The organism is Okeania sp. SIO3B5, from assembly GCF_010692555.1.
In the GTDB taxonomy this organism is placed as follows: Bacteria; Cyanobacteriota; Cyanobacteriia; order Cyanobacteriales; family Microcoleaceae; genus Okeania.
On sequence record NZ_JAAHHG010000011.1, the window covers coordinates 60,388 to 83,634 of the forward strand.

Annotated in this window: 11 protein-coding genes; 6 read left to right on the top strand and 5 right to left on the bottom strand. The window is 38.9% G+C overall.

Annotated features, from left to right (window positions below; genetic code table 11):
• Positions 1-27 precede the first annotated feature (27 nt).
• From F6K54_RS02940 to F6K54_RS02950, 3 genes are all read left to right on the top strand, one after another.
• Positions 28-1,077, top strand: a complete 1,050-nt coding sequence (locus F6K54_RS02940; protein WP_293074218.1) for an aromatic ring-hydroxylating dioxygenase subunit alpha — start codon at positions 28-30, stop codon at positions 1,075-1,077.
• A 298-nt stretch (positions 1,078-1,375) separates the two neighbouring features.
• Positions 1,376-2,632 (top strand): transposase, encoded by a 1,257-nt coding sequence (locus tag F6K54_RS02945; protein ID WP_293074221.1) that lies wholly within the window; start codon positions 1,376-1,378, stop codon positions 2,630-2,632.
• Positions 2,633-2,723: 91 nt separating this feature from the next.
• Positions 2,724-3,140: a hypothetical protein gene (locus tag F6K54_RS02950; protein ID WP_293074223.1), complete on the top strand. Its 417-nt coding sequence runs from the start codon at positions 2,724-2,726 to the stop codon at positions 3,138-3,140.
• Between the two features lie 1,007 nt (positions 3,141-4,147).
• On the opposite strand, the gene F6K54_RS02955 is transcribed toward F6K54_RS02950, so the two are convergent.
• Together F6K54_RS02955 and F6K54_RS02960 are read right to left on the bottom strand one after the other, a co-directional pair.
• Positions 4,148-4,972, bottom strand: coding sequence for a YwiC-like family protein (locus F6K54_RS02955; RefSeq protein ID WP_293074226.1), 825 nt, complete (start codon positions 4,970-4,972; stop codon positions 4,148-4,150).
• 856 nt (positions 4,973-5,828) lie between these two features.
• Positions 5,829-7,724 carry a choice-of-anchor Q domain-containing protein gene (locus tag F6K54_RS02960; RefSeq protein WP_293074229.1) on the bottom strand — a complete coding sequence of 632 codons (1,896 nt, stop codon included), beginning with the start codon at positions 7,722-7,724 and terminating at the stop codon, positions 5,829-5,831.
• A gap of 2,281 nt (positions 7,725-10,005) precedes the next feature.
• On the opposite strand from F6K54_RS02960, the gene F6K54_RS02965 reads away from it, so the two are divergent.
• Complete coding sequence (locus F6K54_RS02965) at positions 10,006-10,215, top strand: hypothetical protein (RefSeq protein WP_293074232.1); 210 nt, start codon at positions 10,006-10,008, stop codon at positions 10,213-10,215.
• Between the two features lie 159 nt (positions 10,216-10,374).
• Here the strand turns inward: F6K54_RS02965 and F6K54_RS02970 are convergent, their stop codons facing one another.
• Positions 10,375-13,242, bottom strand: a complete 2,868-nt coding sequence (locus F6K54_RS02970) for a WD40 repeat domain-containing protein (RefSeq protein ID WP_293074235.1) — start codon at positions 13,240-13,242, stop codon at positions 10,375-10,377.
• 2 nt (positions 13,243-13,244) lie between these two features.
• A complete protein-coding gene (locus F6K54_RS02975; RefSeq protein WP_293074238.1) occupies positions 13,245-14,618 on the bottom strand; it encodes an ATP-binding protein in 1,374 nt (457 codons plus the stop codon).
• Positions 14,619-14,843: 225 nt separating this feature from the next.
• Between F6K54_RS02975 and F6K54_RS02980 the strand changes: the two genes are divergently transcribed.
• Positions 14,844-15,137, top strand: a complete 294-nt coding sequence (locus F6K54_RS02980) for a hypothetical protein (RefSeq protein WP_293074240.1) — start codon at positions 14,844-14,846, stop codon at positions 15,135-15,137.
• Between the two features lie 725 nt (positions 15,138-15,862).
• Here the strand turns inward: F6K54_RS02980 and F6K54_RS02985 are convergent.
• Entirely contained in the window at positions 15,863-22,954 is a 7,092-nt protein-coding gene (locus F6K54_RS02985; protein ID WP_293074242.1) for an Ig-like domain-containing protein, read from the bottom strand.
• Positions 22,955-22,973: 19 nt separating this feature from the next.
• Here F6K54_RS02985 and F6K54_RS02990 point away from each other — a divergent pair.
• The coding region (locus F6K54_RS02990) for a hypothetical protein (protein WP_293074245.1) at positions 22,974-23,247 on the top strand (274 nt) is incomplete at its 3' end.

The following is a 23,247-nucleotide window of genomic DNA, read 5'->3' on the forward strand; positions in this document are numbered from 1 at the left end:
TATTCAACCGGACATGATATAAACCCTATGTCTTTCTCTCAAATGACTTTTTTCCATGATATTCGTAAGTTGGGAATTAATCACAATCACTGGTATGCTGTTGCCCGCAGTGTAGAGATAAAATATCAACCTTTCAGCATTACCCTTTGGCATCAATCAATTGTCCTTTATCGGGATCGAAGTGGAAAAGTCCATGCTCTAGAAGACCTTTGTCCTCATCGCTTTGTCAAACTTAGTTCTGGTCGCGCGATCGCTGATGAATTAGAATGTGCATATCATGGATGGCGTTTTAAGTCAAGTGGTGAATGTTCCCATGTGCCCTATTTAGCAAGTAATCAAAAATTGCCTAGCTGTCAAATTCGTACTTTTCCAGTCCAAGAAATACACGGTTTTATCTGGCTATTTCCTGGAGATCAATCCCTAGCAAATGCAATTTATCCTTTAGAAATACCTGAGTGGGAACACCTAAACTATATAGCCACCATCTCAGTTATAAAATGTCGAGCGCACTATTCTTATTTAGTGGAAAATTTGATGGATATGTACCACGGACATTTACATCAAAACTGGCAAGCATGGGCAGCAGCAAAATTAATAGATTTATCTGAAAATGACGACCGAGTAGATGCTTATTATCAGGCTCAAAGTTATTACAAAATTGACAAAATCTGGTCTATCTCTCAATTATTATTTCCTAGTTTACGACAACTCCATCCCGAACCATTAAATGTTAGTTATATCTATCCAAATTGGGTTTCTAATCTGGGCAAAGATTTTAAAATTTATTGTCTTTTATTACCTATTAATGAAAAACAAACCCAAGCTTATCTGATTCATTTTACATCACTTCATGCCTTTTGGCGTTTACATAAACTTCCAGAATGGTTTAGACGATTTGTGAAAAATAGTTTATTTGGTTCAGCTCAAAAACTACTCGATGGATTAGTGCAGCAAGATGTAGAGATGATTGAAGAAGAACAACAAGCTTATCTAAAAAATCCCCAGCAACGTAGCTATGAATTAAATAAAGCTTTAGTCAGCACACAAAGGTTAATTAAAAAACAAGCGCTTCAATGAATCATAAATATATGCTGAAAATAATAGAATATCTGTGTAACAGCCGATAAGATACTTATCAAGGTATAAAGTATAAAACTTATCATACATAAGTTATAACCGTCTTTAGCTAGACCGCCGAGAAGCCTCACACCATAATTTTTAAGAACCATAATTTTTAAGAGGAGTGTGAGATGAATCGGCGGCCAATTGAGTAGGTTCGATGCCCATTAAATTTGCATGCTATCCCAGCAGAAGCTTTCGCCCTAGTTGAAAAACTTGTATGATTATCTTGCAATCACCCCGGAAATTTTCCACCATGCGGACTGCCTACCAATATAAATTAAGGCCAAATAAAGAACAGTTAGCCACAATAGAAATGTGGTTGGAATTGTTGCGTCGGCAGTACAACTATCGGTTGAGTGAAAGATTCTCATGGTGGTCAGAAAACCGTTGTCCGGTTAACGCCTGCCCCTTAGTAACGCCAATTCCTCAACTAAGAGATAATCCAGATTATTACTCTCAAAAAAAAGATTTGGTTAATACCAAAGACAAATTTCCGGAATACAAGCTAATTCACTCTCAGGTCCTGCAGGATTGCATAAAACGAGTAAAATTTGCCTTTGATAGATGGTTGAAAGCAGACAAAAATGGAAATAAATTAGGGAAACCAAGGTTTAAGGGAATTGGACGTTATCGCAGTTTTACTTATCCTCAAATCAAACAAGACTGCATTCAAGAAAACAAGATCGACTTGCCAAAAATAGGCAATATCAAGTTGATTCAACATCGACCGTTACCTGATGGTTTTCAAATTAAAACAGTAACAATTAGTCGTAAAGCAGATGGTTATTATATTACTTTATCCCTAGAAGACAAATCAGTTCCAACTTTAACAAATCAAGTTGAACCTACATCAAAAAATACTCTAGGAATTGATATGGGGCTAAAAGAATTCTTAGTAACAAGTGAAGGAGAATCAGTCCCCATACCTCAATACTATTGCTCATCTCAGCAGCGATTAAAGACTTTACAGAAACGTTTATCTCGAAAGAAAAAAGGCAGCAAAAGATGGTTAAAAGCTCTTCTAGCTGTAGCCAAGCAACATAAAAAGGTAGCTGACAAGCGTAAAGATTTTCATTTCAAAACAGCCAATGAATTGTTATCAAAAGCGGATATTATTGCCCATGTAGACGCGGAGCGCGGCGTGCCGGAGGCAAACTTAAACATTAAAGGGCTAGCAAAGACCCGTTTAAGTAAATCAATTAACGATGCTGGATGGGGAAATTTCCTGTCTATTTTGACTGTCAAAGCCGGAAATGCTGGGCAGAAAACCATAGCAGTGAACCCCAAAAATACTAGCCAAGATTGCTCAAACTGTGGAAAAAAAGTCGATAAAGAATTAAATATACGAACTCATTCTTGCCCACATTGTGGTGTTGTGATTGACCGCGACTTAAATGCCGCGATAAATATAAAAAATAGGGCGGTAGGGCATTCCGTCCTTAAAGCTCGTGGAGCCCGACGGGATACCGGGGCTACGAAACGAGAAGCCCATACTATAGCACCAGCTTAGTGTGGGAGTATGTCACAATCCCGTGTACTTAAGTTGCGGGAGAAGTCAAAACAGCCAATATCTCTCACATTATGGATGGAGCTAGTTCAACATGGGTAATACCATTGGCATAATGTTTGGGTTTTTAGGTGGAACAATTTTCGCCAGTGAAGGGGGATACAAAGTTTTACAACACCCTAACCCAAACCGAGAATATCAAAGACTTTCGGAAGCTAAATGGTTTTTGGCCTTAAGGTGGTGCGAACAATTTCCAACTCCTGCTGGCATCCTTAACTACCAAAGTCAACTTTCTTTTTATAATCAAGCAGCATTAAGAGTTGGAGAAAACAATTTTTTACCTCCAGACCACAGACAAGAAATTTTTAATCAATGTTTATCTTTGCCAGCAGGTACAACAGGAAATTATTCAATTTTTACAGCAGATGGCAGATTATTTAGAACTCTAGAAGTGATGGGAATTGACATCGATCCCAGATATGGTAGAGTTGCTATTGTCCGTTCACTTTAAGCTGTTATATCATGTCTGGTTGAACAGTTATAAATAGGGTTTGCTGAAAAAGTCTTTTTGCTATGGTAGGGAGTAGGGACCCACCCCTCGCCCCTCCCCCTCCCAGGAGGGGAGTAGGGAGTAGTAAAGAGTTAGGATCTAGGGGAGTTCTAGAAGAACTGGTCATATCAAATCCGGTTAAACAGCCATAGAATGGTTAAGTCTTTAGAATTCAGCAATTCTGCAATTCAGAATTCAGGAGAAGAAAGATAAGACAAGATGAGCGTAGTTATGACAATTGGATAATTTTTTTATGTCCAATTAAGCGGATTTGATATCATTCATAATCCACCCTTACTTTTTCTGTCACAATGACTCCAAAATCTTCACTTTTTCCGCTCCATCAACCGAAAAGCTGCTACTTTTTCAGCACCTAAAGTTCTTCAAACCTTTATCTCTAAGTGCTTTGAGATTTAATCAGCAAGCCCTAAATAAACTATGAAGGAGTCAGGAGTCAGGAGGGAAGAAAGAAGAAGAAACAGAAAGTTTATCGGTCGCGTCAGCGGAACGGAGTTTGATCGCTAATTAGGGTTTGCGCTCATAAAGTCTTTTTATTAGGGTAGGGAGTAGGCAGCTTTGCTGTAGGCAGTAGTTAAGAGTTAGGATTTAGGGGAGTTGTAGAAGAGGTAGTCATTCATCATTGCCCCTTAGACATCTCCAGAAAAGAGGGAACACCGGAGCTGGGAACAGGGGGAAATAATTGATAATTTATGGATAAGAATTGATTTTATTTTTAATTTTTGGAGATGTCTCTTAGTTTTTCTCTCATCATTATCCCACCCATACTCACTTTTTCCCCTTTCCTCGGATTTGATATCATGTCCGATAGCATCGGAGCGTGTATAAAATTAAGGTGACAATGAAAGAAAACCTTCTGCCTCCTGCCTCCTGCCTCCTGCCTTCGGACAACCATTGTCTAATTATTCAACCGGACATGATATGATATCATCCGTAAGTTCTGTTTGATTTTAAGCGCTGGGCAAATGAGCAGGAAGAACACTTATGGCAGCAATAGCAATGTAAAGCAAGGCAAAACGAGTCTCAAATATTGCCACAAAGTGAAATTTTGTTGTGCGATACCAATCTAACTGAAAGGCGATCGCTACTAACTTGACTAAGGCCACAGTATAGGATAAAGCTGTGGCTATATTTAAGCAGTTGAAGCAATAAAGACTCAATATAATTAGGACTGCAGTTCCATGAAATATTATTCCAGGTATAGGAGAACTGGTTTTCTTTTTTCGCAACTTGAGTGTAAATATAGCACTGCTGAAAAATAAGGTATTCACGATCCACATTGCCATAGCAGTTAAAGAAATGTGGCCTGTAGTAGCTATATATGCTAAAGGTGCTGATAGGCAGATAGCTGTAAATCCGATTAATTCATTTAGTATAGACTTTTGTTTTTGCTTTAGCACTGCAATACTATCTGCAACTAAAGCTGCTATTGCCATGGCATAGATCCATAGCAAACATGGAGATTGAAAACATAGCCATGCAGCGATCGCCATGGCAATACCTCCATATAACCCACCCCAGATAAGAAAGCGGGGTTTCCAGCTCCTTCGCTGTTTTATTTGTACCACTAAGGGATGTTCTGCTTGCAGGGCAAAAAAAGCACAGATTAAAGCTAAAGTTGTTGAGTTTGTCCATTCCTGAGCTAAAGCTGCTCCTGTAATAAAAGAACCACCTAATACTAGCAAAATTCCTTGCTCTGGAGAAAACGTCGGTCTATACCAAGCTTGTAGGTTGGGACGATTTTTATTAGAGGTAGTTGTTGATAACTTAACCATGATTAAACTCCTTAAAGAAGGTGATGGTGGCCTGATACGCCTAAAATCTTGCAATTATCGGGGCAGGTTTTGAATTCAGAATTCAGAATTCAGAATTCAGAAGTAATCCTTGACTAAGTTTGAGGATTTATCAAAATAATATAGGTCGCGCAACCCCGCCTTTTGAGGCGAAATATTTTTGGAGCGAAGCTCAAATCCCCTACTTCCCCTCCTGGGAGGGGTTAGTCACATCCCCTACTTCCCCTCCTGGGAGGGGTTAGGGGTGGGTTTACTTCTGACTTCGTTATAAATGTCCACACCCTATTTTGCGTAGTACTATAGTCAGTCCAGAGCTAATTTTACCAATAAATTATTGATAATTATTATTAATAATCTCACAAATAATCCCCGATTTTTAAGTATTGATTGATACAAAATTATCAAATAGTTAATCAATCCAGAGATTTGCAAATATAAATATAAATTCCTAAATCATCAAAATAAGAGGGTAATAGACGAGATAGGTAATTTTACTCCATAGATATTTTGATTAATTTTGGACATTGGCATTGGACTAATAATGTCAAAAAATATTTAATGAATTTGAGAATTAGATGCAATTATTTTAGCAGTAATATCATGTCCGGTTGAATAGTTAGACTTTGGCGGAAGGAAGGCAGGAGGCAACCCACCCCTAACCCCTCCCAGGAGGGGGAGGCAGGAGGCAGAAGGTTTTCTCAAGAGTGTCACCTTAATTTTATACACGCTCCGATGCTACCAGACATGATATAATCTAAAAAGCGATCGCCTCCTCAAAATTGAAGAGGCGATCGCTTCAAAAGTTAAGTAGATGTTGACAAAGAGTACAAATCTTCAGTTAGATAACGACAAAATCACCACTGTCAATATTAACAGCAGCAACACTTGCCAAGGTTGCGAGATTTTGTGATGTTGCTGTCTCTTGCAGAATAGTATTCGCACCACTTTGAATGACAGTCACATCACTGAAAGTCAGACCATCTAATAAGAAGTTATCTATTCCATCTGTATAGTCTGTAATTAAGTCATTGCCATCGCCAGAACGCAAGAGGAAACTATCAGCGCCAGTTCCACCAGTTAAGTTATCAGCACTGAGGCCACCGTCGAGAGTATCTCGACCGTCACCACCATCCATAGTGTCTATACCACCACCACCTAAGAGGGTGTCCATATTAGCACCACCATTGATGATGTCTCTATTAGCGCCACCATCAAGAAAATCTGAACCACTATCACCATTGAGAGTATCGTTACCACCAAAACCTAAGAGGGTATCTGAAGCGCCACCACCTGAGAGACTGTCATTGCCTGGACCAGCATCAAGGGTGTCTAGACCACCACCACCGATAAGGGTATCATTACCTGAACGACCAAACAATTGATCGTTGCCTCCCCGACCATTGATTTCATCGTCTCCTGCTAAACCGTCGATAATATTATCCTGACCATTACCGTTAATATTATCATCAGCACCAGTACCAAAAATGGTACTTGGGGTAGGGGTAGGAGTAGGTCCAGGAGTAGGTGTAGGAGTTGGAGTCGGAGTCGGAGTGGAGTTGCCAAACTCGAAAGCACCAATATCAGCTACACCATTAATAACGCGCTGGAAACCTGTACCCCGTTGGTCAGTAGTCAGACCTAGGGGGTTACTGCCAGCATTAATAGCAGCACTGCCAGCTTGTAAAGCATGGGTTTGAGTAGGACCACCATTGTCAGCAAGGGGGTCTAGACCGGGGCTAGTGACTCCGGTTTGATCGCCTGTAGCGCTGAAACGACTATTAGCGTTTCCTGTACCAATTAAGTTGTTGCCTCCACTTTGGATGGAGTTGCTGGTAGCTCTTAATTCATCAACATCATTAGCACCCGTATTATTACGGTTGCCAGAAATAATCGTAGAAGTAACAGTTGTAGCAATTTTATTGGGAGTGCTATCTAAAGCGAAACTTGCTAAACCACCGCCAGTGCCACCATTATTTAGAGTCGGAGTTTGTGCAAAGTTATTAGTAATGGTGCTGTTAGCAATTGTAGCGGTGGTAAAATGGTTTAAATTGGGGTTATTGGCAGTGACGTAAACACCACCACCTTGACCGTTTGCTGTATTACCGCTAATGGTGCTTTGATTAATCTGTGTAGTACCAAAGATAGCAACACCACCACCATCACCAGTACCAACAGCAAGTGCTGAGTTGTTGTTGATGGTAGAATTAGCAATGGTTGTATTACCAAATGCCATGACACCACCACCGTTGTAGTTAGCTTCATTACTACTAATAGTGGTGTTGATAATATTGGCGGTTCCTAGATCGTTGTTATAGAAACCACCACCATCTCCTGATGCCGTGTTACCTGTGATTACAGCATTACTGACAGTGATATTTTCATTGTTGAATATACCACCCCCATCACCAGCGTTGGTAGCATTGCTGCCAAAAGCAAATCCACCTGTGATGTTTACTCCATCAATGGTAACTGTAGCTTGGTTATTGGCGTTGCCATCATCAACATTAAATACACGAAATTGACCGTTAGCATTTCCTCCTGCGTCTATTGTGACTGGGTTGGTTTCATCGCCATCAATGGTGAGGTTTTTATCAATGAGAAGTTCGCTCGCTAGGGCGATAGTTTGACCACCTAGACTGGGGTCAAAGTTAATTGTCTCACCTGCGGCAGCGTCGATAATTGCCTGTCTTAGGGAACCAGCACCACTATCGTTAAGATTAGTTACTGTAGCCATAGTTTGTTCGACTTTTTAGTATTTTGTTTGCTATTCGTTTAAGCATTGCTAATTGCTGCTCATCCGGAAAAATCAGATTAATTTAGATTAATTAGGGTTTGCTGAAAAAGTCTTATATCATGTTCGGTTGAATACTTACACTTTGGAGTCAGGAAGGCAGGAGGCAGAAGGCAGAAGGCAGAAGGAAAAGAAAGGTTTAAAGGGAGAAGGTTTTTTATCACTAATTATCCGGACATGATATTATGGGTGAAGGTAGGAGACAGGAGACAACCCACCCCTCGCCCCTCCCCCTCCCAGGAGGGGAAGACAGGAGAAATAGGAATTTAGAAGAGGTAGGAGTAAGAATTGTCCCTTGATTTTTATGCCCAACTATGCGCCTAAAATACTAACTTTTTGAGCGTCAAGAGCTGAAAACCAAGGTATTTCAGACCTAAAAAGGCTAAAGTCTTTATATGTTAATGCTTTTATATTTAATCAGCAAACCCTAATTAATACCAAGGGTGATAAATTTTTGTTACAAATGGTAGGGACGCCCTTATGCAACGTCCCTACGAAAGAAGGAAGAGGGAAGAATGAAGAAGGGATAAATATTGAAAAAAAGGGAAAAAAGATAGAGATAACTATCTCAAATAAATTTTAACAGCTATTTTTAAGCATATCCGATCGATATCTACCTTTTTGTAGTATTCTTTTTTCAAATTGCTATAATATCGATAAAGATCTTCATTATCCCAGTTGAATATTTTCTCAGTAAATTATCAGTGAATATACTGAAAAATATGGCGATCGCTATTTTATTTAATCGTTATTTTCTACAATTTGGCAGCAGCTTATAGGTAATTTGTAAAAATTTTTTTCATCTGATATCAAATCCGCCTAATTGCACATAGATCCAATAACGTAATAATCAGGGTTTTAAGCTATTGATTGTGACGGTATTTAACCGGATTTGATATGATTACAAATTACCGAAAAATTACGCTTGAAAGCCTCCTCTTTATAAGAGGATAAAAAGAAAAGTTTTCCTTTGAGTCAATCCTATCCCTTTTAAAGGAGAGGTAATTCTAAATTCTAAATTCTAAATTCTAAATTCTTGAATAGATAGCTTATTCAATTGATATTACAGCTATTGGTAAAAATGACTTTGAACTATCATTTCACTTCTTCATATCTCAGCCTAGAAAACAGGAAAAATATTATTATTTATTCTGTAATTTTGCTGAGTTCGATTAATGATAATTACCTCTAAATTAATGTTTGACAATAAATCTTTCAGCAACTTCAACTAGAAAACTCTGGTAGCTTTCACCTAGATGCTGTCAACGTTATATTCAGATAATCAGTAAATTCGAGGAGTTCTTTTTCTCTTGAATTAAAGATTATAATTCTTTTTCCTGCCACTGTATCATAAGTAGGTAGGAATTTAATCTAAACAAGGGTGCAACTAACCTGATTTTCTTTATGCACTTAATCCCGATCCTTGATGCTTTTCCATCCTACCCAATCTTTTATCAAAGTGTCAAGGGTATAGTGCTACGCGCAAGGCAAAAGTTAAAAGTCAAAAGTCAAAAGTAATATCATGTCCGGTTGAATACTTACACTTTGGAGGAGGTAAGGCAGCTATGCTGGAGGCTTTAGTTATCTAGGATAGCAGGAGGCAGAAGGAAAGAAAAGGTTAGAAGGGAAAAGGTTTTTTATCACCCTATTATCCGGACATGATATAATACCAAGCGTGATAAATGTTTGTTACAAATGGTAGAAGTAAGAAAGAAGGAAGAGGGAAGAAGGAAGAAGGGGTAAATATTGAAAAAAAGGGAAAAAAGATAGAGATAACTATCTCATATCAAATCCGGTAGCATCGGTGTAATTAGATAGAGGGATGGGGAGATGGGGAGATGGGGAGATGGGGAAATATTTGGTAATGGTTGAAGATGGAAAATTTTTTTATATCGAATTAAACGGATTTGATATCAAATGAACTGGAGGCACTATTTTTAAGCATATCCGAGTGATATCTACCTTTTTGGCGTAGATCGAAGGTTCGTGTCACCAGGTGCAACGTTGTAAAGTTTTGTAAAGAAAACGTATATGCCCGTTGGCAACTGTCTGAGCGCAAACAACCACACAATTGCACTACCTAGAAGCGTTCCAAGGGGGTGCAAGTTGTTCATTGAACATAGTCTCAGCAGCTGAAGGGTGTTTTTATTTGCAGTTAATGTGAGCTGTTTGCGGAGCATTCCGTAGGAAAAATTGCCTTGTTTGCGAGCTGAAGCGTTTTTGTTTGCAAGCCGTTACACTTACCCAAGAAACGCAGGAAGTTCTAGCCGAGTTTGGTATTCCACTTCTCAAAACTCAAATTCAACAACGTCAGGTGTATCGCCAGTCAGCAGTTTATGGTCAAACTGTTCACACCTTTGGAGCTAAAGCAAGACCTGCAATTACTGAAATAGAGCAGCTTACCAAAGAAGTGCTGAAAATACTCAAGAAATAGTAATATGTTGCTTAAAGTAAAAAGTAACTGTTTTAAAACCATAAAGTGTCAGCAGTCCCAAATAATTTGTTGGAAGTGTATTGGAGAAATTTGAATGAAATCACTTGCTCCCGTCTTCCCACGAGAAATAAAAGTTCTAGCTTACCTGGGAGGGTGATTTTATCCTTTAAAAGCGACTCTCTTATCCTTTAAGTACATCTCAATACCCTCCAAGCGCAGATAATGAACCTGTCCAGATATATCACCTGCTACAATAGTCACATTATCAGGTGCAACTGCACAGCAATTTATTTCACTTTCTCCAGTAAATGTGGCAATTACTTTTCGAGTTTTAAATTCCCAAACTTGTATAGTCTTATCTGAGGATGCAGAAATAACAAGCTCACCATCGGATGTAACTTTTACTGAATTTACTGAGTCAGTGTGACCTGTAAATGTACGAATTTCTTCTTCCTTTTTAAGGTTCCAAATTTTGATGGTCTTATCTTTGGAGCCAGAAATTAAGTGATTTCCATCTGGTGTTACTGACATAGTATTTATAGAGCTTCCATGACCTTTGAAGGTTAAAAGTTGCTTTTTAGTTTTTAGATTCCAGACTTTGATAGTTTTATCTTTGGAGCCAGAAATTAAGTATTTACTATCTGGGGTGATAGTCAAAGCAGTTACTTTTTGTTTATGACCTTTGAGGGCAAAAAGAAACTTTTTCTTTTCCATATTCCAAACTTTAATTGTGCTGTTAGTTGAGCCAGAAATTAAATATTTTTCATTTGGAGTGATTAATATTGTTGTTAGAGATTCATTAAAAAATAGAACAATTCCAATTAGTCTTATGTACACGGCACATATTCCAATTCCAATTCCAAGTACAAAGAAAAAATTATCCTTAGACAATAAGAAAAATAATACACTAATAATAAGTATTAAAATGCAGAAAACAACAAGATAAAGAAATTGTAGATGACTTCGTAAATCAAAAATATGCTTTTTATCTCTTAAACTCCATACTGTAACAAAATAAGAACTCCACCTCAAATTTATAATATTAGTATCTATAAAAATTAATCCCTGATTAGATTGTGTAGCAATTACAGCAATAATTTGCTTTTTTTTCTTGCTTAATTTGCTCAACCAGGTTAAGCTTGATTCTAAGCACCAGATTAAGTTTAATTGTGTATATGATTTGATATCTGAAAATTTAGTATAATCGGTGAGATTTTTGGATTTAATCTTGGTATTAGGTGTATTAGGTTTTTTAAAAAAAAGTCCTTGTAATATCGAGATACAGATAAATGTCAATAAAGTATAATAGCTTTTAAAAATCAACTCAAAAATTAATCCCATAGGGAATAAAAATAAATATAATGTTAATATTGTTGAAAAAAATACTGTAATCCAGGATAGTACAACCAAACAAGAACGCAAAAAAAGTAGCTCTATAGTAAATATGAATATGTTTTTTATCCTTTGTAAAATAGACCAATTTTTATCAGTTATAAATTTATAAATAGGCTTAATATTTTCTAAATCATAACCTATAACAGTATTATTTTTTAAACAAAAAAACACTTGTTCTCCATCAGGGGTAATGGTTATATCATTTACAGATATATCATTAGTAGCCTGAATGCACTTTTCTACTGAGTCTAAATTCCAAACTTTAAGTGCTTTGTCCTGTGAAGCAGAAATTAATTTTTTATCATCCGGACTCGTTATCACACAATGTATTGAGTCATTATGACCAATTAAATTTAAAAGTTGTTTACCAGATTTTGCATCCCACACTTTGAGGGTTTTGTCCAAGGAAGCCGAAATAAATCGTGTTCCATCAGATGTCAAAGCAATATCGACTATGGGAGCAGTATGACTTTTAAGCTTACGATAAAATGCTCTACGAAAAGGCTTTCTTTGGTAGGTTTGCCGATTTGTTTTTGCATCAAGACCAATTAAAGAATTATCACTACAAACAGCCACTATTCGACTACAATCGACAGTAGCTGCTATTGCATATATTGCCCACAAATCACCATTTTCATTCCTGTGTAGACCAGATTTGAAAAGGAGTTTACCATTTTTTAAACTCCAAACCTTAATGATTCCATCATCTCCTCCAGAAATCACCTCATATCTGGTGATAGCAATAGTTCTTACTAAGTCGTTATGACCTTCTAAGGTTAACTCTTCTCTCTCAGTTTCTATATTCCAGACCTTGATGGAATTAATATTAGCAATTGATGCTGAAACTACTTTCTTACCATCTACAGTAACAGCTACAGCAACTATGGGTAAACTATGACCATTAAAAGTCAACATTTCTGCACCTGTTTCTAAATTCCAGACTCTAACAGTATTATCAGATGCACCAGAAACTACTTTCTTACCATCTGGAGTAACAGCTACAGCATTTACTGGAGAAGTATGACCTTTAAATGTCAAAATTTCTGTAGCTGTATTCAAATTCCATACTTTAACAGTATGATCCGATGAACCAGAAACTACAAATTTTCCATCTGGTGTGACAGCAACTGCATTTACCCCGTCAAAATGACCACCGAGGGTAGATATTAAGTGTCCAGTAGGGGAACTTAAACTAGCTCTCAAGCTACGCAAACAAGGAACTTGCGTTTGTGGTATTTGTTGTAGTAAATTTTGAATTTCTGGTGCATCAAAATCTAGTAAACGCCCTGATAATTGCCCTGTTAATTGCTTTGAATCTTGATTTAAAATATGTGCTGAGAGTCGCAATGCTCCTTGAATTAACTTTAATGATTTTATACTTTGGTAGCCATATTTAAATAATTTGAAGTCAATATCATCAATCAAATCATAATCTTTAATTAGTGCTTGGATACCGAAGCTATTATGATTAATTTTGGCTTCAATAAAGTAATAATCACTCAACAATTGACATAAATCTTCAACTTCAACTTCATCACCATATACAGCCCATCTGAGTGATTCACCCAAAAACAATTCCATTTCTTCGTCATTGGATGAAAAATCATCTAAAATAGCATGAACATCAATCATTACTACTTTCTCCTAGTAATCATCTTAAATAATCCAGAATTAATTTCCCGTAAGTTTACCCCCGCAGCTTGGACGATATCGTTACGGTATAAAAACTCTCGAAAACTTTCGTGATAAAATCTGTAACGTGCTGCTTGGTGGTTTTCTTGTTTCTGTAAAAATTGTGCCCAACCATCAAGCACTTCCTGCACAGTCATCTCATCCTGTTTAGAATATTTAGCTATAACTTTGCGAGAAGTAGCCCTACGTAAAACACACATTACATAAACAATTTCGATTTTATCCCTTGGTAAAGGCTTAGTTGTCATCCCCATGAGTTGCCAATGACTTTGATAATATCCTTGTAAACCTATGGGTAATTCATCCAGAGGTTTATCATTATAAAAACCATTAGCTATTGCTGGTAAAACACAGCGCAAATACATAAAATTATTTTCGCTTTTTATGGCCATTGATTCCACAAACTCATCATTAGAGATTTGCTTCTGTTTTTCAATCCACTGACTCAAATCGTGTTTATATTCCCCATCATTCAGGAATTTCCAAATATACTCCTTCACATCCCGATTACTTTCTTTCTTTTCCTGCCTTAAATCCAATTCTTGGATTGGTGTAGCAGGAGAAAAATTCAGCCTTTTATCATTGTCATTATAAGGTCTTCTAGTGAGAAGAAAATAAACATCATCTGGAATAACAGTAGGTAAATTTAAAATATTTTCAGATGGTTTTTGTTGATCAACTTCATCCAATGCATCAACCACAATGACCAAACGTTCACCCGCAGATAATTTCTGTTTTACTTTTCTCAACAAAGTTGATAAACCTACATCTTCTACATTTTGCAAGTCGTAACGACTAATCAATTGTTCGCGAATTTGTTTGAGGAATAATTCTGGACGATTCATTCCCTCAGCACGAATATTAAAAAAGCAAATTGCTTCTCGATTATCTAATATGTATTTAGCAGCAATGGTACTTTTCCCCATCCCCGCATCACCAATAATAGTAAAGTAGCCGTTTCGGTTATTTTTAATAAATTCTTCTATAGCATCAAAGACAAATTTACGACCGCAAAATAACTGGGTCTTTTCGTAAATTAGTCCTTCAAATTCTAATGGTAACTGCTGTTGAGGATACCAGTCTTTTGGGTCAACTATATCAGTAGGTTTTAGATTGAGAACTTTTGCAATATTTGTTACTGCCCATCTTTCAATTCCATTTGGACAATCTTTAGTCCCAAGTAAGCGCTTAACTGTATCCACAGATACAGATGCTTTCTTTGCTAGTTTCTCTTGATTTAGTCCATAATCATTATAAGTTCTTTTGAGTATGGCTTTACCTTCCTCACTCGATTGCACTTTGTCAGATGTACGCATTGCTGTCAGTAGATGTTACTACTTTTAATTGAACAATAGCATATTAGTAGTTTCCGGAAATAGGGCAGATAGATTTTCTTTGCATCCCTATTTGCCCTAATTTACAGCATAACTACAGGGCAAACATTCAACATCAGCTAAACCTATTTGCCCTGGTATATATTTTTTCTTCTGATTAGAATACCAGTATGAACAAACAATCAAATAACATTTCAGAGGTTAAAAATGCAGTTTAAATTTTTTAACAAGCCAGAAAATAATGATGACAACAGCGAGATTAAAGAAGAAGTCATCCGCGAATTTTTACGACAAGCGCGACATAACTACAACCTTGCTTTTAGTGTAACTGCTGCATCTGCGTTGATGACTTTATTTGGTGTGGGGCTTTTATATATTGATAAAGTATCTGAAGCAACCTTGACAGCATCTAGCGGGGTTTTGGGTACTGTTACTAGCGCTCAAATTACCAAGCGGTCAAAGGAAGAATTGAGGGAAGTTATAGATAAATGTGATTCTTAGCACAGGGACTTTATTCTAACTTCAATTCCTCTCCCGCAATATAAGGTTTCTCAGGAGAGGGATAATTTTGCTGCTAGCTCACTACTTTTTAATTACTCGCAGCAGCTTGTAATTAGGGGGCGATGAATATCATTGTTGGAGTGAAATTCTAATGGCTTCCACCTTTCCAAGGGGGACGGGAGGGGGATTATAAAGGGGGACTTTTAGAGTTTTATCCCCCCAATTTTGGGGGGTTATATCATGTCCGGTAGCATCGTTTGTGTATAGAATTAGGTTAAAATTGCGGGAAACCCTTCTGCCTCCTGCCTCCTGCCTTACCTCCTCCAAAGTGTAAGTATTCAACCAGACATGATATCATACCCAGAATCAGCAACGCCCGTTTTTCAAGCTGTTAAGCCTTCTTCCCTCTTCTTTCTTCCTTACCTTCACTATACAATACCGATGCTACTGGACATGATATGACTGAGTTTGAGCATTTATAAATGTCCGTGTCCTATTTGCCTAGTGCTATATAAAAAATAGGTTGCTGAGTTCTCAACAACCTATGTAGTAAGGGGTTACAAAATTATTAGTAACTGATACTTAATGTAACTGGATATTATATTATGTTCGGATAATCAGTTATAAAAAAGCTTCTGGCCTTGAACCAATATTCCCTACTGCCTACTGCCTACTGCCTACTGCCTTCCTTCCTCCAAAGTGTAAGTATTCAACCGAACATGATATTAGATAATAGTAAAGTCGTCATTTATATCCAGAGTAACAACCCCACTAACATCTAATTCTGCCAGAATTTGTGAATCATCACCAACCGTATTATCACCATTAGCATCATAAATGAGATAAGTTTTACCTTCAACTTCGTAGGCAAATAAACCAGGACTTCCGGCTATTAACACATTTCCAGAAATATCTGTCATTTGTACATTAGTGGCAATATTATCAACAGCAGGAATAACTGTACTAGAGAATGCAATAGTATCCCCACCAACGTCACCTAAGTTATCAAAACCAGTGATGCGGTCATACAAACCAGCACTAATAGCAGTACCAATAGAAGCAGCATCCGCAGCATTAAACTTCGCACCACCGTCATCAGCACTGGTATAAACAAAAGTGTTATTGCCATTATTATCAGAAAGGGTATCCGCTCCCAAACCACCAATAATGGTATTGTCGTCGCTACCCCCATCAATGGAGTCGTTACCGTCACCACCTACTAAACTGTCGTTTTCATCATCTCCTGTCAGAGTATCATTTCCTGCTAAACCTTCGAGAGTATCGTTGCCTCCGCCACCATCAAAATCATCATTCAACTCACCACCCACAAGGGAGTCAGCAGCATTACTAACATCCAGAATATTTACCGTAACAGTAGCAGTAGCTTCTTCGAGACCATCAGTAACGGTGTATTGAAAAATTTCAGTACCAATGCCAAACAATGGTGTGTATTCAACCTGAGTGTTACCAATGGTGGTCAATAGGCCCAGGGAAGCAGTTGGTAAACTTTGAATTGAGAGGGGATCGGGGCCATCAATCTCGCTGTCATTTGACAACACATCAATTCTCAGCGCGTTACCTCTACTGGTAAATACTGGTCCGTCATCAACGGCAATGGGTGGGTCATTTACTGCGGTGACATCAATATCAATAACTTGAGTTGCCGAACTATTTTCGTCATTGCCATCATCAACGGTGTAACTGAAAGTGCCAGCAGCTCCGTTAGCATTGGCAACTGGAACAAATGTTAATGATGTTAATTGGTCTGTAGTTAACTGTTGGAGAGCAGTTACTGAAGTATTATCTGACAATACGACTTGCCCAATTTCTGCATTGGGAATACTGTCTACAGTAATAGTGAACGCATTACCGTCGGGGTCAGTGGGTGCTGGAATGTCTAAGGTCGCAGTAGTGTCTTCATTCAAGGTTATAGGTTTATCCGCTTCCACTTCTGGAGGTCTGTTAGCTTCGAGGATATTAATATTTAACAACCCACTGGTAGTACCCCCCTCTTGATCTGTAACTAGGAAGTTAAAGCTGTCAGTGCCAATACCGGCAGTAGTAGTTGCATAACTAATTTCTCCATTATCAAGATTTTCCTGAGTGAATGTACTTCCTACTGCTAAGGTTTCTCCTCCCTGTTGCAATGTTCCTAAAGTCGGCACTTCAGTCAGAGTATATTGTACAGAAGCAGGAGTGGCAGTTGCTACATCAGGGTCAATAAATTGGAGATTTTCTGTAGGAATGACCTTGGTTTGACCAATAAATGCACTTAAGTCAGTTGTAGTGCCCACAGGTGGATCGTTGACCCGAATATTAAAGGTCTCTGTCGCTTGGCCGCCATCAGCATCAATGACTTGGAAACTAAAGGAGTCATCATTTGTATTAGTAGCTGTGTGTTGGTAGATAACTACACCACTATTGATATTTTCTTGAGTGAAAGTATTGGTGGGGTTATCTTCCAGTTGTAATATTCCTGCTGTTACTTCAGTTGTAACTGTGTAAGTAAAAGCATTTGTGCCATTATCCCCATCTGTTGTCTGCAATAAATTCTGATTTATGGTTCCTGTACCCCCAAGGTTGATAACCAGTTCGTTGTTGTTAGCAATTTCGGGGATGTCGTTGACCAAGATATTCGCAGTACCAACACCATCACTAAAGGCATTTGTGCCTCCTATGGTTGAAATATCTGTCAGTTGGGTAGTATTACTGCTACCATCTGTGGTATCCCAGGCACGGAATTGAATAGTGGCATTGCCGAAAAAGTCGGTATTAGGAACAAAACGGAGGCGATCGTTTGCTGTAGCCGTCAGTAATGTGGTATTGCTCGTACTTACGTCTACCCAGTTTTTCCCAGCATCGACGGAATATTGCCACAAACCGTTAGTATTATCTATTTGAGTAATAGCGACTCCGCTACTAGCTCCTCCATCAGCATCTGTAACTGCACTAGCGATAATATCTGCAACAGGAGTTCCAGTATTATTTACTTCATTTTCATTGATAGTTGTCAGAGCTAAATTTCCTAGGTCTGTTAATACTGGGGCATCGTTTAATGCTGCTACTTGTACGGATATAGTACCTGTTTGAGTTGCAGTAGCATTGTTAGCTGTTTCTGTTGCTGTTGCTGTAACTGTTAAGTCAAAACTAAAGGTTGTTCCAGTCTCTCGGTCTCCAGGAGGGGAAATAGTTAAATTGGTTAATTCCTCTGGGGTCAAAACCCAACTACCATCACCTTGGTCTGTTCCTGCTGAAAGAGTTGCTCCTGTTGGCACTTCACTAATAGTAATGGACAGATTTTCTGAACCGCTAGTATCTACTAAACTAGCAGTTATACCGAGAGGCAAATCTTCTATATCTGTTCCTGATACTGTAGGAGTAGATATTTCCAGGTTAGGAGTATCGGCAACAGGGGTAACATTAATGTTGACTGTTGCTGTATCTGTGAACCCTTGAGTATCTGCAATAGTATAGGTGAAACTCTCCTCTCCACTGAAATTTTCATTGGGCGTATAGATGAAACTATCTGTTGTTTCTGTTAAAGTGCCATTGTTGATATTATCGGCAGCAAACCCGGTAATTGTAATTTCCTCACCATCAGGTTCGGAGTCATTTGCTAATAATTCTGACCGTTGGATAGTTATGGCAGTATCTTCATTAGTCTCAAATACATCATCACCAGCAATGGGAGGTCCATTCAAAGGAGTTACTTGTACCGCAATAACCCCAGATGCTGAAGCAGTATCATTATTAGCTGTTTCTGTTGCTGTGACTGTAACTGTTAGCTCAAAGTTTAATACTTCTGTTTGTTCTGCTTGAGAAGGTGTGAGAGTTAAGTTTGCCAGTTCCTCAACAGTCAAAACCCAAGTACCGTCATCTTGAACTGTACCTGCTGAAAGTGTTGCTCCTTCTGGCACTCCAACGATGGTAATAGATAGAGTTTCTGAACCGCTAGTATCTACTAAATTAGCAGTAATATCTAAAGATATTGATTCATCTTGACCACCTGAAACAGTAGGAGTAGATATTTCCAGGTTAGGAGTATCGGCAACAGGAGTAACATTAATGTTGACTGTTGCTGTATCTGTAAACCCTTGACTGTCGGTGAGGGTGTAAGTAAAACTCTCCTCTCCACTAAAATTCTCATTGGGTGTATAGGTGAAACTATCTGCTGTTTCTTCTAAAGTACCATTGTTGATATTATCAGCAACAAACTCAGTAATTGTAATTTCATCACCATCAGGATCAGAGTCATTTGCTAATAGTTCTGACCGTTGGATAGTTATTGCCGTATCTTCGTTAGTTTCAAATACATCATCACCAGCAATGGGAGGTCCATTCAAAGGAGTCACTTCTACAGCAATAACCCCAGATGCCGAAGCAGTATCATCATTAGCTGTTTCTGTTGCTGTAACTGTAACTGTTAACTCAAAGTTTAATACTTCTGTTTGTTCTGCTGTAGAAGGTGTTAAAGTTAAGTTTTCCAGCTCTTCAACAGTCAGTTCCCAAGTACCGTCATCTTGAACTGTACCTGCTGAAAGTGTTGCTCCTTCTGGCACTCCAACGATGGTAATAGATAGAGTTTCTGAATCGCTAGTATCTACTAAGCTAGCAGTAATATCTAGAGATATTTCTTCATCTTGACTACCCGATACCGAAGATGTAGATATTTCCAGGTTAGGAGTATCAGCAACAGGAGTAACATTAATACTGACTGTTGCTGTATCTGTTAACCCTTCAGTATCTGCAATAGTATAGGTGAAACTCTCCTCTCCGCTAAAATTTTCATCAGGAGTATAGATGAAACTATTTTTTGTTTCTTCTAAAGTGCCATTTTCGATATTCTTGGCAGCAAACTCAGTAATTGTAATTTCATCATCATTAGGGTCAGAGTCATTTGCTAATAACTTAGACTTATCAATAGTTATTGCCGTATCTTCGTTCGTGTCAAATACGTCGTTAACAGCTTGTGGGTTATCATTACCAGGGTTAATATCAATATTAAGTAACCCACTTGTCGTACCCCCATCTTGGTCAGTCACAACATAACTAAATGTATCTGTACCAGGTTCATCTCCTGTATGTTGGTAAGAAAGACTACCTTGGTCAATATCCTCTTGAGTGAAAGTATCAGCTACTCCCAGAGTCGCCTTTCCTAGTTGTATTTTTCCACTGGTTGGTAATTCCGTAATTTCATAAATTAGAGTTTCTGCAACTGCCTCAGTATCAGGGTCTTCTGCCAGTAGATTTTGGTTAGTAATTTCTTCCTGGGTATCTTCATTAAGACTTAAATTTTTGCTCGTAATATTTGGCGGTACATTAACTCTGATTTCAAATGTGTCTGTGGTTTCTCCTCCTACCTGGTCTGAAACGCTGAAACTAAAGGAATCATTTTTAGTATCGTTATTATCGTGTTCATAAGTGAGTAACCCTTGGTCAATATCCTCCTGAGTAAAACTGGTAAAGCTTCCTCCATCAACTAGCAAATTACCACGAGTAGGGAATTCTGTAACTGTATAAATTAAAGAAGTTTTACTATCATCAGTTGTTTCTAGGAGAGTATTATCTATTATTCCAGTCTCTTGTGTATTGACCACCAATTCGATATTCGTTCCCACCAATGGTAAATCATTAATACTGACATTAATTAGAGCAGTATCAGTTTGAGCGTCCCCTAAACCTGTATTTCCTTGGTCATTTACCGAGATGCTAATAGACTCACTCCCTGAGTTATTACCTGTATATGTCAGGGTATTGAGAGACTGGTTAATATCTTCTAAACTTCCCGTAAATACTATTTCGGTATCTGCTTTACCATCACCTGTTGTAAAGGTGAGACCAGAAGTAGAATTAAGAGTAAGCTTACCCTCATTAGTAGTTTCTAGGGTGACTTCTAATTCTTCGTCTCCAACATCGGGATCTGTTACTTCAATACCAACAATATCTAATTGCTCCCCTTCATTAACCTGTTGTTGGTCGTCAGGAATTGTAATTTCTGGCGAGTCGTTGACATTGAGCAAGCTGATAGTAAATGGCCTGGTTATGTTTTCTCCAGCATTGTCAAATGTTCTGACTTGGATATCATAGGTCTCTTGTTCCTCAAAATCAAGACTTGCTCCCTCTGCCACAACTAACTGGTCTTCGTTGAGAACAAAGCGTCCATCAGCATCATCAATTAATCTATATTCATGGACATCATTCTCATCTGGGTCTTCTGTGGTAAATGTACCAATAACTGTACCTGCTTCACTATTTTCTTCCACACTGTCGTTATCTAAAAAAATGTCAGTGGGAGGATCGTTGAGAGAAGGTGGTGTTACTTCACCTGGATCGGGGGGAACTGGTGGGTCGGTAACAGGTGGGTCGGTAACAGGTGGGTCAGTTACTGGTGGGTCGGTAACAGGTGGGTCGGTAACAGGTGGGTCAGTTACTGGTGGGTCGGTAACAGGTGGGTCGGTAACAGGTGGGTCAGTTACTGGTGGGTCAGTTACTGGTGGGTCGGTAACAGGTGGGTCGGTAACAGGTGGGTCGGTAACAGGTGGGTCGGTAACAGGTGGGTCGGTAACAGGTGGGTCAGTTACTGGTGGGTCAGTTACTGGTGGCGCTGTGTTAACTGGTTGTGGGAAGAAGTTATTAGGGTTCAGAGTGCTACTATCAACTCCAATTAAAATAGCTAAAGTATTACCGTCAGCATTCCGAATAACAGTATTACCACTCTCAGTAGATATTTCTAAATCTTCAAACGTAAGACCTCCCTCCAAACTAAGAAGGTCTTCTGTAGTATTAAAGTCAGTAACAGTATATAAATTATCAGACTCCCCAAAATCTAGAATCACAAAACTATCTGCACCCTCGCCCCCAGTTAAAGTATCATCACCTCGACCACCTATCAATAGATCGTCACCCAGACCTCCATCAATAGAATCATTTCCTCGATCGCCTGAGAGGACATCATTTGCCTCCCCACCATCTAGAATATCGTTTCCTTCATCGCCATTGAGAGTATCAACACCTGCATCTCCCAATAATAAGTCATCATCTTGACCTCCAGATAATACGTCATCTCCCGTACCACCATCTAGAGTATCGTTACCTTGGTCTCCTGAAATACTATCATTATCTTCATTTCCTGAAATACTATCATTACCTTCACCACCGCTAATAGAATCTAATCCTGCGCCACCAGAGATAATATCGTTACCAACCTGGCCAAAAAGACTGTCGTTACCTCCATCTCCTGCTACCGTGTCATCGCCAATATCTCCTGAAACAAAGTCGTTTTCATCTCCTCCTGCTACATCATCGTTTTCTTTACCACCGTAAATAATATCCCTACCTTCTCCACCTCTGACTGTATCTGAGTCGCGATCGCCGAATACTGTATCATTCCCAGCATCACCGAGAACAGAGTCAACATCTCTTCCACCTCGTAGACTATCATCTCCCAAACCACCGCTAACCGTATCATTGCCCCGGTTACCGTTGATTTGGTCGTTGCCTTCTTGTCCGAGTAAAGAATCACTTTCTTCTAGACCATATACTATATCATTGCCACCTAGTGCAGAATATGTATCGCTGAAGGCACTACCAAATGCTAGATCGTCTCCCTCGGTGCCAACGTCCTCTCCTTGAAAAAGAATTCCTCCCCCTGGTGCTGTAGGTACGGGAGCTGGCGTTGGTGCTAGTGTTGGTGCTGGTGTTGGTGCTGGTGTTGGTGCTAGGGTTGGTGCTGGTGTTATGACTGGTGGAGTTGGTGTTATGACTGGTGGAGTTGGTGTTATTACTGGCGGTTCTGTTGGTTCTACTTGCTCTATCACTACAAAGTCGCCATTTGCATTGAAAAAACCTATTATACCATCTATTACTACTATCTCCCTACCTTCGGGAGTTGTTGGTATTGGTGTTGGTGGTGGCGTTGGTGCTGGTGTTGGCGCTGGTGTTGGCGCTGGTGTTGGCGCTGGTGTTGGCGCTGGTGTTGGTGCTGGTGTTGGTGCTGGGGTTGGTGCTGGTGTTGGTGCTGGTGTTGGTGCTGGTGTTGGTGCTGGTGTTGGTGCTGGTGTTGGTGCTGGTGTTGGGGCTGGGGTTGGTGCGGGTGTTGGTGCTGGGGTTG

Coding starts and splice junctions, on each gene's coding strand:
- F6K54_RS02940 (WP_293074218.1), top strand. CDS start 28: ATGTCTTTCTCTCAAATGACTTTTTTCCATGATATTCGTAAGTTGGGA.
- F6K54_RS02960 (WP_293074229.1), bottom strand. CDS start 7,724: ATGGCTACAGTAACTAATCTTAACGATAGTGGTGCTGGTTCCCTAAGA.
- F6K54_RS02955 (WP_293074226.1), bottom strand. CDS start 4,972: ATGGTTAAGTTATCAACAACTACCTCTAATAAAAATCGTCCCAACCTA.
- F6K54_RS02980 (WP_293074240.1), top strand. CDS start 14,844: ATGCAGTTTAAATTTTTTAACAAGCCAGAAAATAATGATGACAACAGC.
- F6K54_RS02970 (WP_293074235.1), bottom strand. CDS start 13,242: ATGATTGATGTTCATGCTATTTTAGATGATTTTTCATCCAATGACGAA.
- F6K54_RS02945 (WP_293074221.1), top strand. CDS start 1,376: ATGCGGACTGCCTACCAATATAAATTAAGGCCAAATAAAGAACAGTTA.
- F6K54_RS02950 (WP_293074223.1), top strand. CDS start 2,724: ATGGGTAATACCATTGGCATAATGTTTGGGTTTTTAGGTGGAACAATT.
- F6K54_RS02975 (WP_293074238.1), bottom strand. CDS start 14,618: ATGCGTACATCTGACAAAGTGCAATCGAGTGAGGAAGGTAAAGCCATA.